The 15,615-nt window shown below is 70.2% G+C and carries 14 protein-coding genes and 3 pseudogenes; 8 read left to right on the top strand and 9 right to left on the bottom strand.

Annotation, left to right across the window (positions count from 1 at the left end):
* Positions 1-28: 28 nt before the first annotated feature.
* From AC067N_RS25980 to AC067N_RS25970, 3 genes are all read right to left on the bottom strand, one after another.
* Positions 29-616, bottom strand: coding sequence for a TetR/AcrR family transcriptional regulator (locus tag AC067N_RS25980; protein ID WP_478681282.1), 588 nt, complete (start codon positions 614-616; stop codon positions 29-31).
* A gap of 226 nt (positions 617-842) precedes the next feature.
* Entirely contained in the window at positions 843-998 is a 156-nt protein-coding gene (locus AC067N_RS25975; RefSeq protein WP_478681281.1) for a hypothetical protein, read from the bottom strand.
* A gap of 150 nt (positions 999-1,148) precedes the next feature.
* The gene (locus AC067N_RS25970; protein WP_478681280.1) at positions 1,149-1,511 is read right to left on the bottom strand and encodes an STAS domain-containing protein; all 363 of its coding nucleotides are present in this window, start codon (positions 1,509-1,511) and stop codon (positions 1,149-1,151) included.
* A gap of 212 nt (positions 1,512-1,723) precedes the next feature.
* Between AC067N_RS25970 and AC067N_RS25965 the strand changes: the two genes are divergently transcribed.
* From AC067N_RS25965 to AC067N_RS25940, 6 genes are all read left to right on the top strand, one after another.
* Entirely contained in the window at positions 1,724-2,170 is a 447-nt protein-coding gene (locus AC067N_RS25965) for an ATP-binding protein (RefSeq protein ID WP_478681279.1), read from the top strand.
* A gap of 107 nt (positions 2,171-2,277) precedes the next feature.
* Positions 2,278-3,513 carry a PP2C family protein-serine/threonine phosphatase gene (locus AC067N_RS25960; RefSeq protein ID WP_478681278.1) on the top strand — a complete coding sequence of 412 codons (1,236 nt, stop codon included), beginning with the start codon at positions 2,278-2,280 and terminating at the stop codon, positions 3,511-3,513.
* A gap of 307 nt (positions 3,514-3,820) precedes the next feature.
* Positions 3,821-4,663, top strand: coding sequence for an RNA polymerase sigma factor SigF (locus AC067N_RS25955; protein ID WP_478681381.1), 843 nt, complete (start codon positions 3,821-3,823; stop codon positions 4,661-4,663).
* 302 nt (positions 4,664-4,965) lie between these two features.
* Positions 4,966-5,340, top strand: coding sequence for a roadblock/LC7 domain-containing protein (locus AC067N_RS25950; protein ID WP_478681277.1), 375 nt, complete (start codon positions 4,966-4,968; stop codon positions 5,338-5,340).
* 213 nt (positions 5,341-5,553) lie between these two features.
* Entirely contained in the window at positions 5,554-5,925 is a 372-nt protein-coding gene (locus AC067N_RS25945; RefSeq protein WP_478681276.1) for an ArsR/SmtB family transcription factor, read from the top strand.
* Positions 5,926-6,072: 147 nt separating this feature from the next.
* Entirely contained in the window at positions 6,073-6,795 is a 723-nt protein-coding gene (locus AC067N_RS25940) for a PaaI family thioesterase (RefSeq protein WP_478681275.1), read from the top strand.
* 149 nt (positions 6,796-6,944) lie between these two features.
* Here AC067N_RS25940 and AC067N_RS25935 read toward each other — a convergent pair whose 3' ends face one another.
* Complete coding sequence (locus AC067N_RS25935; RefSeq protein WP_478681274.1) at positions 6,945-7,634, bottom strand: hypothetical protein; 690 nt, start codon at positions 7,632-7,634, stop codon at positions 6,945-6,947.
* Between the two features lie 725 nt (positions 7,635-8,359).
* Here AC067N_RS25935 and AC067N_RS25930 point away from each other — a divergent pair.
* Positions 8,360-9,322, top strand: a complete 963-nt coding sequence (locus AC067N_RS25930) for an expansin EXLX1 family cellulose-binding protein (RefSeq protein WP_478681273.1) — start codon at positions 8,360-8,362, stop codon at positions 9,320-9,322.
* A 202-nt stretch (positions 9,323-9,524) separates the two neighbouring features.
* On the opposite strand, the gene AC067N_RS25925 is transcribed toward AC067N_RS25930, so the two are convergent.
* The 4 genes and pseudogenes from AC067N_RS25925 to AC067N_RS25910 all read right to left on the bottom strand — a co-directional run.
* A complete protein-coding gene (locus tag AC067N_RS25925) occupies positions 9,525-10,664 on the bottom strand; it encodes a glycoside hydrolase family 12 protein (RefSeq protein WP_478681272.1) in 1,140 nt (379 codons plus the stop codon).
* A gap of 287 nt (positions 10,665-10,951) precedes the next feature.
* Positions 10,952-11,974: a LacI family DNA-binding transcriptional regulator gene (locus tag AC067N_RS25920; RefSeq protein WP_478681271.1), complete on the bottom strand. Its 1,023-nt coding sequence runs from the start codon at positions 11,972-11,974 to the stop codon at positions 10,952-10,954.
* 241 nt (positions 11,975-12,215) lie between these two features.
* Positions 12,216-12,446: pseudogene (locus tag AC067N_RS25915) on the bottom strand (glycoside hydrolase family 48 protein); the annotation flags it as partial.
* A 4-nt stretch (positions 12,447-12,450) separates the two neighbouring features.
* Positions 12,451-12,795, bottom strand: a pseudogene (locus AC067N_RS25910) (cellulose binding domain-containing protein); the annotation flags it as partial.
* 666 nt (positions 12,796-13,461) lie between these two features.
* Between AC067N_RS25910 and AC067N_RS25905 the strand changes: the two are divergent.
* Positions 13,462-14,043 (top strand): annotated as a pseudogene (locus AC067N_RS25905) (glycoside hydrolase family 6 protein); the annotation flags it as partial.
* A 125-nt stretch (positions 14,044-14,168) separates the two neighbouring features.
* On the opposite strand, the gene AC067N_RS25900 reads toward AC067N_RS25905, so the two are convergent.
* Complete coding sequence (locus tag AC067N_RS25900) at positions 14,169-15,599, bottom strand: glycoside hydrolase family 43 protein (protein ID WP_478681270.1); 1,431 nt, start codon at positions 15,597-15,599, stop codon at positions 14,169-14,171.
* Positions 15,600-15,615 lie beyond the last annotated feature (16 nt).

Here is a 15,615-nt window from a genome sequence, read left to right as displayed (position 1 = left end):
CCACCTTTCCCTGCCGACCCGCCGAGCGTCAGGCCATGGCCAGGACGGCGGCGATCAGGGCCCGCAGGCAGGCCCGTTCGGCCGCCTCGTCCGGCTGGGTCAGATGTTGCATCGTCAGCCCGTCGAAGCTCGCGAGGTAGAACTTCGCGAGTGTCTCGGCGGGCTGGGCGAGCCGGTGACCGGTGCGCTCGGCGGCCTCGGTGATCAGCTTCGCCGTCCCCGCGGAGACGCCGCTGTGGTGGCTGCGCAGCGCCTCTTCGAGATGAGGCGTGCGCAGGGCGAACAGGGTGAGCTCGGTGAGCAGCTGGTAGGACGCGGGCTGTTCGAGCACGGTGCGCCACAACGCCTCGGTGAGGGTGGCGATCGTGTCCTCGAAGCTCGCGTCCGTGGGCGCCGCCTTCTCGACCTGGGCGACCAGATCCTGGGTGAGCTGCTCCATGACCGCTCGGTACAGCTCCTCCTTCGTACCGAACGTGTAGTGCACGGTCGCCTGGGCCACCCCGAGCTCGGCGGCGATGGCGCGCGTGCTGCCGGCGGCGACACCTTCCCTGGTCATCAGGGTGATGGCGGCCTTGATCAGCTGGGGGCGGCGCTCCGCCGCGGGTACATGGGCCATACCGGCATCATAGGCGACTCGGTCGACCGACCGGGTCGCCTGACCGGATTGCGTCCGTCACCCTCCACCATGACGATTTCGGCCAGACGGCGGGGGAGCACCCTCCGGTCGGCAGGGGCCGCCGCGGCGTGTCGCCGGTCACCTGCCGCGCGGGGCGCCTCGTGCGACGATCGAGTCCCGCTCCCAGGGCTGAAACCGGTGCCACAACGCGGTCCACCGCGATGCATCAGGCCCGGTTGCGCATCCAGTGCCCGTGGGTGCTCCACCCCGGAAAGCGCCGGGCGCGGCCCTCGTCCGCCGTTCCCTCGGTGTCGAAGGCGCCGCCCTCGGCGATCAGGGCCAGGCCCGCCAGGGCGGAGACGTCGGCCCGCCCGCCGCACAACCGAATTCGCCGCGTCCGAACTCGCTCGGCGGACGGAAACCCGCAGAGGGCTCGCGGTGTCACGGGCCGGATGCCGGCGGACCGCATGACCACGGGCGCCGTCCGGAGCGGGACCCGCGAGCCGACGTCCGCAGATCCGATGCCCGCGGGTCAGGCGGTGAGAGCCTGCTCGACGCTGGGATGACAGGGAACGACCTGGTCCAGGGCGACCATGTGCAGGAGCCGGCGTACGGGATCCCGGGCACCGGCGATGCGCAGCCACCCCCGTGCGGCGCTCACCTCGTGGTGGGCCGCGACGAGGACGTTGACGCCGCTGGAGTCCATGAAGGTCACCCCGCTGAGATCGACCACGATCCGAGCGGCCGTGCCCCCGTCGGGCATCAGGGCTTCGGTGAGCTGCTCCCTGACGGTGTGATCGATCTCGCCGCGCAGGGTGACCACCAGGACACCGTCGACGGAGGTGAGGTCGATCGACAGCCGGCCGGGCCGGGCTGCTCCATGGGTGTCTGTCACCGCTCGTGTCCTCGACTGCTCTCGCTGGTGGGTGCTGGGGGTCCGACAGGATGTACATCGGCACCCTGCCACGATGGTACGGCGAACAGGTGTTCAATGCCTGGGTCGATCTCAGGGAGCATGTGAGTCATGGTGCGGGGTACGCGCAGGCAGGTGAACGGGGGATCAAAGTGGACCCGGCGGAATCAGTTCCTGACGGCGAGGGCGGTGTGATGCCCGACGCGGCTCCGATCCAGGACACCGTCGCCCTGGACGGCGACGGGTCCTGCATCGCCCAGGCGCGTCACAGCGCGGCCGACTTCCTCACCCGTGTCCGGGTCGAGCACGGCCTGCCGGTGTCCGCGCGCGCGATGGAGCTGACCCAGCTGGTGGTCAGTGAACTGGTCACCAACGCGCGCAAGTACGCTCCTGGCCCGGTGCTGATGGAGCTGCGCGTCTCCGGCGCCATGGTCGAGGTGGCCGTGTGGGACAGCGATCCCGTCCTCCCGGTGGCGCGGGCCGCCGACCCGGGACGAGTGGGGCAGCACGGCCTGGAGATCGTCATGGCCGTGGCGCACGGCTTCGAGGTGCAGCGGGAGCCCGTCGGCAAACGCATCACCGTCCGCATCGCCCTGCCCGACGATCACGACGGGGATGCCACCGGACGTCACGCTCCGTAGACGGGAGACTGCGGTGTGGCGGATGGCCGTCCGGCGTGCCATGGCGCACATCGGGTGATGTCGCGGGATCTCGGGGAAAAAGTTGCGGCAGCCGATAGGAGGTTGTCGTGGAGCGCGCAGATCTTGAACTGGGCGAATTGCTGGCCGCCGCGGAGGCGGCGCCGCCCGGTGAGTCCGTCGACGTGGTGGCACGCGATCTGCAGAAGCGGTTCGGTGCGGAGCGCGTGTCCTTCCTCTTCGCCGACCTCATCGGTCAGCGGCTGGTACGCCTGGCGGCGGCCGGCGACGAGGTCATGGACCGCGCCGAGCCGATCGCCCTGCACGGCAGCGTCTACGACGCCGTGCTCCGGAGCCAGCGCCAGTACGTGGAACCGGACGGGCAGGACGGACTGCGCGTCGTCACCCCGGTCACCAACCGCGGAGACTGCATCGGCCTGTTGGAGGTGACCCTCCAGTCCGCCGACGCCACCGCTCTGCGGCAGGTCCGCGACGCGGCGCACACGCTCGCCTACATCATCGTGACGGACCGCCGGTTCACCGATCTCTACCACCTGGGCCGACGCACCACCGAGACCAGCCTGGCCGCCGAGATCCAGCACCAACTGCTTCCCTCGGCGCCCTGCTGCGAGGCCGAACAGTTCACCCTCGCGGCCGGGCTGATCCCGGCCGACGACATCGGCGGCGACACCTACGACTACACCCTCGACCGCGACTCCCTGCATCTGTCCATCACCGACGCCATGGGCCACGACACGGACTCCGCCCTGCTGGCCACCCTGCTCATCGGCGCGCTGCGGCGGGCCCGCCGCAGCGGCTGTGACGCCCTCAGACAGGCCGAAGAGGCCCACCAGGCGCTGTTGCGTCACAACTGCGGTCTGGCCACCGGCCAGTTGCTGTGCGTCGAGCTCGGAACAGGCGTCTGCGAACTGGTCAACGCCGGCCACCCCTGGCCCCTGCGGCTGCGCGACGGCACCGTCGAAGAGGTCCGGCTCGCCGTCAACCTGCCGTTCGGCGTCGCCGCACCCATCCCCTACCGCGCTCAGGAACTGCGCCTGCGTCCCGGAGACCGCCTGATCCTGCTCACCGACGGAATGCAGGACCGCGGGGCCGCGGCCGCCGACCTGGTCTCACTCCTCCACGAGACCCGCGCCCTGCATCCCAGAGAGGTCGTACGACGTCTGACCGGCGCGGTGCTGGACGCCTGCCAGGGCAACCTCGCGGACGACGCCACGGTCCTGGTACTCGACTGGCACGGCAACCGCCGCCGGCTCTCACCGGGGGCGACCGCTTCCCGCTCGGCTTCGTGCCTGGCGTCCGACGAGCGGGCAGTGCGGCGCAGGTGACACGTCTCACGATCGTGCTCGCGACTCGGTGACCGCCCGCCTGACATCGGCCGGTCGCCGACTCGGTGACCGCCCGCCTGACATCGGCCGCGGCGGCCGGGATCCCGCCCCTGCCGGTGGTCCGCGGCCCGCGACGGGCTTCGGCTCGCCGTCCGCCAACGCGGTGCCCGCCCCACCGGACCGGGGGAGGCCGAGCGGGGCCGAGAAAAATCCCGAAGTCGCAGGAATGCGGATCGACGGCCGGGGTATGCGCGTGCTTGCCGGACGATGGGCCGGCGAGGACGAGGTCGACGAGTGGGAGGGGCGCATGATGGCGACGACCGTGGAGATCACTGGGCGGACCGTGGACGTTCCGGAGATCGCGGACCCCTCCAAGGTCGCGCCGAAGGACGCACGAGAGCTGTCGAAGCTGTTCTTCGACCAGCTGGCCGTACTGGAGGAGGGCACGCCCGAGTACCAGTACGCCCGGAACACGCTGATCGAGATGAACATGTCCCTCGTCCGCTACGCGGCCGGCCGCTTCCGCAGCCGCGGGCCGGAGGAGATGGAGGACATCGTCCAGGTCGGCATGATCGGCCTCATCAAGGCGATCGACCGCTTCGAGCTGTCCCGCGAGGTCGAGTTCACCTCCTTCGCGGTCCCCTACATCGTCGGTGAGATCAAGCGGTTCTTCCGTGACACCTCCTGGGCCGTCCACGTGCCCCGGAGGCTCCAGGAGGCCCGTGCCCAGCTCGCCCGCGCCAACGAGGAACTGCAGAGCCGGCTCGGCCGGACACCGACGACCAAGGAACTCGCCGAGCTGATGAGCCTGCCGGAGGACGAGGTCGTCGAGGCCCGTCTGGCCTCCAACGGCTACAAGTCGGCCTCCCTGGACGCGGCGATCAACAGCAGCGAGGACGGCGAGTCCGCGCTGGCGGACTTCATCGGGGACGAGGACGCCGCCTTCGGTCTGATCGAGGACTTCCACGCCCTCGCCCCGATGATCGCCGAACTCGACGAACGCCACCGCAAGATCATTCACTGGCGGTTCGTGGAGGAACTCACCCAGGCAGAGATCGGCGAACGCCTCGGCATCTCCCAGATGCAGGTCTCCCGGCTGATCTCCCGCCTCCTGTCCCGCCTGCGCGAAGGCATGCTGACCAGCGCGTGACACCTGTCGGGCGCGGCCCCGGCGGCGCATGGCCGGCCCACGTGGACACGAGGACGCCGGGCCCGGCCGGTCGCCATTCCCCGCTGCTGACCCCGCGCTCTCACAGTGGATGAGAACGTCGACCGTTCCGTGAGCGCGACCGGTCAAAAACGGTGTGCCATTCGTCAATGCGCGACTCCCGCGTTCAGTACCGAATAACAATCGAACAACAGCGCTGCCCGTCGCGGACACTTCGTAGGGTCCTGTGCACCGGCGGAGAGGGCGATGTCCGATCCGCGCAGTGACTTGGAGGAGATGCCGGGATGAGCAATGTCGAGATCTCGCTGAAGGAGATCATGACGTCGATCGAGGGCGCTTTAGGGACCGCGCTGGTCGATTACACGAGCGGTATGGCGCTGGGCACGCTGGGGGGCGGGAAGGACCTCGACCTGAACGTCGCGGCGGCGGGCAACACGGATGTGATCCGCGCCAAGACCCGCACCATGGAGCACCTGGGGCTCACGGGCGAGATCGAGGACATGCTGATCACGCTCGGCAGCCAGTACCACATCATCCAGCCGCTCAAGGGCCGCGGCGGCAACGGCCTGTTCCTCTACCTCGTGCTCGACAGGGGTAAATCGAACCTCGCCATGGCCCGGCATCAACTCAAGCGCGTCGAAGCGGACCTCCACGTATAGAAGTGCCGCGATTCACGGCCTCGCACGCCCATGACTTGAAGACTTCTTCAACTGGGAATATCCAGATGAGGTCAAAGCCATGGGTGTGCGGGGCCGGATCGGCGAGGATTGGCGCAGCACGCGGCGTCGGCCCCGCCGAGCCGTCCGCGGTGGCGTCCGGGCCGCCGTACCGAGAGAAAGCCCGTCGAACGCGGCAGGGAGCGAGCGATTCTCATGCAGGTCCCCCTCTACCAGGCCAAGGCCGAGTTCTTCCGCATGCTCGGACACCCGGTCCGCATCCGGGTTCTGGAATTGCTGCAGAGCGGCCCTCTCCCCGTTCGCGACCTGCTCAGCGAGATCGAGATCGAGCCGTCCAGCCTTTCCCAGCAGCTGGGTGTCCTGCGCCGATCGGGGATCGTCGTCTCCATCCGGGAGGGCTCCACGGTCAGTTACGCGCTCGCCGGCGGTGATGTGGCCGACCTGCTGCGCGCGGCTCGCCGCATCCTCACCGAATTACTCGCCGGACAGAGCGAGTTGCTCGCGGAACTCCAGCAGGCGGAGTTCCAGCCCGCCCTCGCGCCGGGCGGGGCCGACCGGCGCGCCTGACTCGCCGGGGTTCCGGTGCTGACGGGGTTCCGGTGCTGACGGGGAGTCCCCGGGAGCCCGGCCGGTGACCTTCCCGGCCCCGTGCGGCGGCACCCCGCACAGCCGGTCGGGAAAGCGGGGTCCCCGGCGTGTGGTGAAGTGGGGATCATGACGACGAGTGACGCGATCGTGGTGCCGGAGCTGTATGTCGGCTACCCCGGGGTGGCCTTCGGGGGCTACATCGCCGGCGTGCTGGCGGAGAGGTCCGCGGCGAAGACGGTACGGGTGGACTTCCGCGGGCCGGTACCGGTCGGCGTGCCCGTACCGATCGCCGCAACGGCGGACGGCGGTGTGGAGTTGGGCGAAGCGGAGCGGCCCCTTGCCTCCGCCCGCCCCGCCGAGTTGCCGCTCGGCGGGCCGGCCGCGCCTTCCTGGGACGAGGCGGCCGCCGCGACGGAGAGGTTCCGGGCGACGCCGCCACCGGGTGTGGTCGACTGTTTCGGCTGCGGCCTGCGCCCCGCGGATCGGGGACTGCGCGTGTACTGCGCTCCGGTGCCGGATCTCGACGTCGTGGCCTCCGCGTGGACACCCTCGCGGGTCTTCGCCGACTCGGACGGCCTGCTCCCCGCCCCTCTGGTCTGGGGCGCCCTGGACTGCCCGGGACACTGGGCGGGCCGCTTCCTCGGCACCCAGCGCCCGGGCGCCGTCACCGCCTCCCTCACGGGCACGATTCTGCGGCCGGTCGCCGCGGGGGAGCCGCACATCGTGTACGCGTGGCTGCTGTCGGAGTCCGGCCGCAAGCACACGATGGGCGTCGCGGTCACCACGACGGAGGGCGAACTGTGCGCCAGGTCGGAGTCGTTGTGGATCGACCCCCGGCCCGCCCCCTGAATCCGCCCCCCGAATCCGCCCCCGCCTAACGGAGCCGGGCCGACGCCGCCGACCGTGCGACGGCGGCAGTCTGACGGCGCCCGTGCGACGCCGACCGTCCGACGGCGGCCGTCGGGACTCACCCCGGGCGGTCCCGGCCGGGCCGTCGGCTACGGCGTGTACGGGGCGTCGCTGTGGTGCAGTTCCACCATGGAGGGCCCGCTGACCTCGTACACCGCGGTACGGGTGAGGGTGACGACGGCCGCCGGATCGTCCTCGCCGCGGGTCCGGTAGACGACGGTCACCTGCCGAGGCGTCCCCGCGGACGGGAAGTCGATGGAGACGACGGGGGTGCGGTCGCCGAGTTCCGCGGCGGCCGCGGGGACGGGAGTGCCGCCGTCGTTGCGCCACGTCACCAGTGTGTAGAACTTGCCCGTGCCCCCGGTGGAGATCTTCAGCGCGCCCACGGCGTCGGCCGCGCTGTCTCCGGTGATGTCACCGACGGCGCACTGGGGTTGCAGTTCGATCACGACCCCGTCCGGCCCCTCCCAGCGTCCCGCGCTGAGGGAGGCCCCCGCGATGCCGTACCCCTCCAGCCCACCGCCGTCCAGGGACGCGTTCTGCAACTGCGCGCACGTCAAGGACTTGGCGCCACCGGTCGGCGTACCACTGGGCTTCGCGGACGGGGTCTTGGCCGGGGTACCGGGTGTCTTCGCCGGACCGCCGGGTGTCTTCGACGGCGCGGCGGTCGCGGACTTCGAGGCCTTGCCCGGCTTGTCGCTCCCGCCCGCCTCTCCCGGAGCCGGGTCCTTCGGCCCGCAGGCCACGACCAGCCCCGCGATCAGCCCTGCGGCGGCCATCTGGGACACCCGTCTCGCACATCCCCTGGATCGGTTCACTCGTCACTCCCGGTAGCGCTATGGCCCGGCCTATCCGCTGGGCACGGTCGGAGACGCAGGCGGGTGGTGCACGGTTGCACCGAGTTGTCCTTGTTCTGTAACTCCCGGCCGGGCGGGGATAGGGGCGCGACATCAGCCTCATCCGCCCGCATCACGGCGCGGAGGTCGACGTCTCCAGTCAGCCCCTCGGCGAACGCGGGCCTGCGTCATCTCCTGGACACCCTGCACCCGCTGTCGGACACGGAACCGGAGAGGATGCCGCGGCGGGAGCCGAACGCGCCGGCGAGAAGACGATCACCCGGGCTCTCTGAGCACGAGCGGCGGCCCGGGACAGGGTGCGTTCCCGACGCTGACCCGCCGGTGTCTTCGCCGCACGACGAGGGGCTGCCGGACCTCGGCCCCCCACCGAGTGAGCCGGACGCCGCGCCTGTGGCGGCCGCGATGCCGTCCGTCGGCGGTCCGGCGGGGGGCCGAGGCCGGCCGCGGGCTGTCGCCACGGTGCCGGGCAGACGCCGACCTGCCTCCGAACAGGCCGTGTGTCCCACCCGAGGGCTTCGCGAGGGACACACGGCGGCCTCCGGCTGCCCTGTCGAGCTACCGGACCCGTCGAAAATCGGCGGCAACCTTTTCGCCACCCGCGGCCACTGAGCAGTGCAACACCGACACGCCCTTCCGAACGGATGAACATGCAAGAGACACGCCAGGCCGCCCGGCAGCGCAGGCACAGACGCCGGCTGATGGTGGGCACCACCACGGGGCTGGTCGTCGCAGGTCTTCTCTTCGGCCTGCTCATGACGATGCAGCCGGACCGCGAGGAGGACGCCGGACGAGCCCCGGCCACGGCCGTCGCCAACTCCCAGGAGACGCACCCGCCGAGATCGCCCGGGAAGGAGAAGTCCCCCACACCCTCCCCGTCCGAGGTCTCCGCGTCCCCGTCGGCCGGTGCCAAGAAGCGGAAGGCCTCCCCGTCCCCGTCCCCGTCGCCGTCCTCGTCATCGGCCGCCCCGCGGAAGGCTCCTGACACGGCACCCGCGGGCGGACGGATCCGCCCCAAGAGCACCTACCGGGGAGTCGCCACGGTCTACGAGGCCGGGGTGGGGGACGGCGCCTGCTCGTTCGGCCCGAGCCCTGACATGATGATCGCGGCGATGAACACCACCGACTACGAGACCTCCAAGGCCTGCGGGGCATACATACGCGTCCGCGCGGCGAACGGCGCCTCCGTCACGGTCCGGATCACCAACGAATGCCCACTGCCCTGTGCGCCGGGGCAACTGGACCTCAGCCAGCAGGCGTTCGCCAAACTGGCCCCCGTGTCGACCGGCCGGATCGCGATCACCTGGAGCCTGGTGAGCCCGAGCACGCCGGGCACGATCTCGATCCGCTACAAGAACGGATCCAGCCCCTACTGGTGCGGAATCCAGGCGATCGGCCACCGCAACCCACTCGCTCGGCTGGAGGTCCGCACCGGCGGCGGCTGGCGCCTACTGGCGCGCACCGACTACAACTACTTCCTCTCCCCCGACGGCAGCGGGTGCGGCAAGGCGATCAGGATCACCGACATCTACGGAGAACGACTGACCGTCGAAGGGATCGCCCTGCGGCCGGACGTCGTGCAGCCTACGCGGGTCCAGTTCGCACGGCACTGATCCCCGCCGTCGGCAGTGGGGCCCCCTCCGAACCAGCAGACGACCGGGACCGGCCTGGGCGCGCAGGCCGGTCCCGGTACGGCGTCGGCTTTGCCGGCGGGGGCGGAGCACTGCGGAGCCGGGGGTGCGCGTGTGCGCGGGCCTTCGAGGACCCGCCGGTCGGGGTGAGGAGACCGGGCGGGCCCAGGAGGGTGAGCGTGTGTCACCCGATGGTGCAGGCGGTGCCGTTCAGGCTGAAGGCTGAGGGCTTGGCGAAGGTGCCGCTGGAGGTGCCCTGGAACCCGAAGGTCGCCTGGCCGCCGGCCGCTATCTCCGCGTTGTGGGCCGCGTTGCTCGCTGTGACGGCTCCTGACGACCCGGACAGGCTGGCGTTCCAGGCCTGGGTGATCTGCTGCCCGGACGGGAGGGTGAACGCCAGCCTCCAGCCGCTGACCCGGGAGGTGCCGGTGTTGGTGACGGTGACGTCGGCGGTGAAGCCGCCCTGCCAGGAGTTCGCCCCGTACGCCACCTTGCAGGCCGTGGAGCCGCCGGGGTCACCCGGACCGCCAGGGTCACCTGAGGAGCCCGTGTTGACGGTGGAGGAGAACGAGTTCACGCCGAGACCCGTACCGTTCTGCCAGGGCTCGAACCCCGCCTGAACGCTCGTCAGGTACCAGTTGTTCTGCGCGAGTCCCCGGGACACGGTCTGCCGGACGAAGTCCATGACGTCGAAGGACCAACTGGTGATCGCCGACGGTGCGACGAACGACAGCACGTCGTTCGAGCCGTTGCTGCCGGACCACAGCTGCCACTCGCGCCCGGCCACGGTGGCGGTGCCGACCGGGGAGCCGATGGGCTGGATGGACCCGACCTTGTTGAACCAGATCATGATCTCGGTCCGGTTCACGCCGTCGGTGCGGGGCGTGGGGTCGAGCCAGATGTCGTACGAGGCGTTGTACGCCGCGTCGTTCACATAGTTGTAGGAGATGCTCGTGGGCGCGGAGGAGATGGTGCTGAGCTGAGCGGGAAGCTTGGTGCCCGGCGAGCAGTTGGTGTAGTGGCAGCCGTTGTAGACGGACGGATAGGACTTCGGAGCGCCGTTCGTGGGGACCGATCCGTCGGCCTGGGTGATCCTGAACCCCGAGTCGGTGACGGTGATGCACTGGGTGGCGCTGGTGCCCCAGCGGTTGTTCTGCACCACGTAGCGACCCTGGATGGTCGTGGAACCGAAGGGCTGGCAGATCGAGGTGTCGGCCTGAGCCGCTGACGCCGTGGTCAGAAGCGCGGCGAGCGAGACGAGCGAGGTGAGCAGCGCGCCGAGCAGGCCACGCGCGCTGTGGGCATGGTGCGGTGAAGGACGCATGCGGATCCTCTGCGGAGGGATGAGGTGTGGGGTGAGGAAGGCGCTCCCGCAAGCATGTAGATGGGAGCGCTCCCAATCCTGGGCTCGGCAGGGACTGTAGGGGCGGTTCAGGCACCTGACAAGACTGCTGGCATGAACCTGTCGAAACGGCTTCGAGGGCACCGCCGGACGAGGCGCCGAAGCGAGGCGTCGGACAGGGATGTCGCGAAGTGGCGCGTCGGACAGGCACGCAGAGAAGCGCCGCGTCGGCTCCGGCGGCGCTCACCGGGCGGGTGCACCGGTGAGGGTCAGGTCGACTCGCGTACCACCAGCTCCGTACGGAGGATGACGTGACGCCAGGCCACGGCGCCTTCCTCCATCTCCTCCAGGAGCAGCCGCACCATGGCCCGCCCGATCTCCTCGATGGGCTGCCGCACCGTGGTCAGCCGTGGTTCGGTCCGCTGGGCCAGCGAGAAGTCGTCGAAGCCGATCACGGCGACATCCTCGGGCACCCGGCGGCCGGCCGCGCGCAGCGCCTCCAGGGCCCCCGCGGCTGTGGTGTCCGACGCGGCGAGGACGCCGTCGATGTCCGGATGCCGTTCGAGGAGCTCGGCCATGGCACGGCGCCCGCTCTCCGCGGTGAAGTCGCTTTCGGCGACACGGGTCGGTTCGCCCTCCAGGCCCGCCGACGCCAGGGCCTCCTCGTAGCCGCGCAGCCGGCACTGCGCCGCGTACAGATCGAGCGGACCGGTGATGGTCGCTATCACTCTGCGGCCCCGCCTCAGAAGGTGGGACACGGCGCTGCGGGCTCCGCCGATGTTGTCCGCGTCGACGTAGCTGACGTACTCCTCGCCCGAGCGGCGCCCCAACAGTACGGTCGGCAACCGGGCCTCGGCGAGCATGTCGGGCAGCGGGTCACCGGCGTGCACGGACATCAGCAGGACCCCGTCGACCCGGCCGCCGCGCGCGTACTCGAGGAAGCGCTGCCGCTCGGCGTCCGAGCGGACCAGGGTCAGCAGCAGTTGCATCCCGGTGTCCGTCAGCGCGTCCCCGAGCGAGCGGACGATCTCGGAGAAGAACGGCTCGGCGAACTGCCGCCAGTCCGGCTCCGTCATCACCAGGGCGACGGCGTCGGCCCGCCGCCCGGCCAGGGAACGGGCGGCGAGATTGGGTACGTACCCCAGTTCGTCGATGGCCCGTTGTACGGCCAGTCGCGTGGACTCCTTCACGCCCGCCGCGTTGTTGATGACGCGGGAGACCGTGCCTCGTCCCACCCGCGCGTGGGCGGCCACCTCCTCCAGCGTCGGTGTCTCCGGGCGTCGCCTGCCCATGACCACCTCCCCCACGAGATCGCCGATCTTACCGGCCGGAGGGGATCGAGCACATGAGTTCGCCAGTGGCACGGTTACGGGCGGTCGCTCCGCCCCGCAGTCTGGGAGCGCTCCCGTCTGCTCGGTCGTGGCGGAACCGGGCGGGCGCGAGGGCCGGGCAGCCCCTGGTGCGGTGGGGCCGCCCGGCCGGGTGACCCCGTCCTCCTGTGACGGGGTCGTGTACGCGGAGCGCCGGCGGGGGCTACTCGAGGAGTTCCGCGTACGAGCCCATGGCCAGGGCTATGTCCGCCTGGGCCCAGAACCGGTGGTAGGTGAAGACGGGCGCGGCGCCGCCCTTGAGGCAGGCCTCGATCTTCGACCAGGCCGGGTCGTTCCTGTAGAAGGACCGGATCGAGGAGAACGTCGAGGAGGAGTCGATGGTCTCGCCGTTCGGCATCCTGCCGCTCCAGCCGCTGGGCACGTAGACCTTGTCATTTGGCCGCGCCCGGGGCGATGGTGCCGTTGTACGGGGCGTTCTTGACGGTGATGGTCTGACCCGCCTGCGACCAGCTGTCGTTCCACCCGTTCGCGAGCTTCTGGTTGCCCGTGTACCCGTAGGTCAGGGTCCAGCCGTCGATGGCGGCGGTGCCACGGTCGGTGAGGGTGAGGTCGGCGGTGAAGCCGGAACCCCAGTCGTTGGTCTTGTAGTCGACGCTGCACTGCACGGACGCCGCGCTCGCGGTCGTCGCGCCGGTGGCGAGCATCGACAGGGGCAGGGCGAACACGGCGGCGACGGCGGTCCAGAACCGCCGTACGGTTCTGCGTCCGCGTCCGGGATCCATGTGCTGTTCCTCCTTGCGTCACACGGCTCGCGGAGATGCCAAGGGCCTGAATCCAGTGGGAGCGCTCCCATCGTGGGGACGAAGACGGATGCGGTCAAGACGTGGAGGAGTTCAAAGTTCGAACTGGGCTGATGGAGCGAAAAGTTTCGCAAGGGCCCTATGAAACCCCCTCAGTTGGCGCTAACTTCCTCCTCACCAGTGGGGGCGGTTCCATCACTCGACGCGTCCGTAGCGGCGCGCCAAGCTGTAAGGACTCGCTCATGTGCCCCCCCAGCATTCAGTACTTCTAGTCAGCGACGCTCTCCCGAGCGCTGCTCTGCCGGTGTTCTCGGCCCGGGGAGCCACGGCCGCGTGCACGGTGGGACACGCCGTCACCAGCCGGTGGGGCAGCCTCTTCCAGCGTTTTGGGTCGATCGATGGCCGCGACTCCGGCGCGCACCACCGCACCGCCGAAGTTCCAGCTCGACCGGACGGCATCACGCCCTGGACGCAAACCCCTCGACAGCGCCCGTCCATCCCCGCCGGGGCCCTGGCGGCCCGCGCCCGGCCTGCCGGGCGTCGGCGGGTGATCCCTTCGCGCACCGCCGAGCGGATGTGTGAAGTACCTCTATGAGCCGGGGAGTTCGGGTCGGCACCTGGTCGTACCCCCTCGCCGACGGCTTGTTCTACAGCCCCACCAAGGAGCCGTACCTCAAGGTCACCGACACGGTGGGCGGTCAGACCATCCGTCAGTCGAAGTGGGTGGACTGGAACCAGTACGTGGACGAGCAGTCCTTCGCCCAGGCGTTGCGCGACAAGCTCGTCGCGGCCGGCTTCAACTCCGGACTCGGCATGCTGATCGACACCTCCCGCAACGGCTGGGGCGGCTCCGCCCGGCCCAGCGGTCCCGGAGCCCAGACCACCGTGGACGGCTATGTCGACGCCGGCCGCATCGACCGGCGCATCCACGCCGGCAACTGGTGCAACCAGAGCGGCGCGGGCATCGGCGAACGGCCGACCGCGGCTCCGGCCGCCGGCATCGACGCCTATGTGTGGGTCAAGCCGCCGGGGGAGTCGGACGGAAACAGCGCCCCCGTCCCCAACGACGAGGGCATGGGCTTCGACCGGATGTGCGATCCGACCTACGGAGGCAACGCCCGCAACGGCAACAACCCCCCGGGGTCGCTGCCGAACTCGCCGCTTGCCGGACACTGGTTCTCCGCCCAGTTCCAGCAGTTGATGCGGAACGCCTACCCGCCGCTGCCGTAACCCGCCGAAGCGGTGTGTGACCGCCGGGATCGGTCCCGCTCGGCAGGACCGAGGGACGGATCCCGACGGATCCCGCGGACGAGAGTCGCCTGCGCAAGAAGCGCAACGCCGCCATCCCTCTCGGGTCAGCTCGTCACCCGGAAGGTGGCGTCGCTGCGTCCTGTGGCGGTGGTGATCGTTTCGAGCTTCAGCAGGTACGCGTAGTGGCGGATGTAGCGGTCGGGGTGGTTGTACGACTGGAACGACGACCAGGACGAGTCGGCGAGTCCGGCGACCTGCCGGAACGTGGCGTCCGCGGCGAACTGGCTGGTGCCGTCGTTGTGGACCAGTTGGAAGTCGGAACCGTCGTGGCGCAGGTAGTAGCCGGGGAAGTTCACCGATTCGAAGGAGACGGTGCCGGTGCCTGCCAGGCCGGGGCGCTGCCGGAACCGGGCGTCCTGGCTGGTGACGTTCTGGTCGATGCGCACGTCGAAGTTGCTGTGCCGTACGTAGCGGTCCTGGTAGTTGAAGGACTGCAGCCGCTTGCCCGGGACGTCGGCCCAGCGGGTCTGGATCCGGGCGTCCTCGGCGGCCGTCAGGTTCTGGATCGAGCCGTGGCGCTTGTGGGTGCCGCCCAGGTTGTAGCTTCCCGCCGTGGGGAGTCTGTAGGTACCGGGGCTGGACGGGTCGGTCGTCGTGACCGGGATGTAGCCGCGTCCGGAGGCGTACTGGTCGAGGTACAGGGTCCACTCGCCGCGGTCGCGGAACCTCATCCACATCGGGCCTTCGGCCTGGGAGCCGGTCAGGCCGATGCCGGAGAGGTCGCCGAGGTCGGTCCAGGTGCCGAGGATCGAGTTGCTGCCTTCGAGGGTGATCTGGCCGGCGCTGGAGGCCCGCACGTAGCGGTAGTTGCCGACCCCGGCGGGGACTTCGACGATCTGGGTGTCGATGATGTTCTGGGTGCCGGGACGTTCGATGTACAGCTGGGGGGTGGTGATGGTGTGGAAGTCGGTGGTGCGGGCGTAGTAGATGCGGTGCTTCAGTACGCCGTCGCGTGTCGCGTTGGTAGCCCAGTACAGGACGTAGTCGTTGGTGGCCGGGTTCCAGATCGCCTCCGGCGCCCAGGCGTTGCGTCCGTCGGGGATGGCGCCTGCGACGTCGAGCAGCCGCGGCTGCGACCAGGTGACCAGGTCGGTCGACTCCCACACCACGAGGTTGCGGCTGCCGTTGGACATGGAGTCCGACCACGACTGGCCGCAGCCGATGCACAGGTCGGTGGCGATGATCCAGTACTTGTTGCCGTCGGGCGAGCGGACCAGGGCGGGGTCACGCACCCCTCGCGTACCGACGGTGGAGCGCAGGGTCATCCCGCCGCCGTTGAGGTCGTTCCAGTGCAGACCGTCCGCGCTGTACGAGAAGTAGATCTGCTGACCGTCCGACCCGTCCCCGGTGAAGTGCGTCATCAGGTAGCCCGGGTCGGCGGCGGCGGCCCGTTCGGGGGCGGTCAGGATGTGAGACGTGAAGAGCAGACAGGCGGCGACCAGTATCGCCGACAGCCGTGCGAGAGCAGCGGACATGTGCGTTCCCTGTCTT

It is taken from the genome of Streptomyces sp. NPDC042364, from assembly GCF_056437585.1.
The sequence above is the reverse complement of the archived record's forward strand: the minus strand, read 5'-3'. Positions and strand labels throughout refer to the sequence as shown.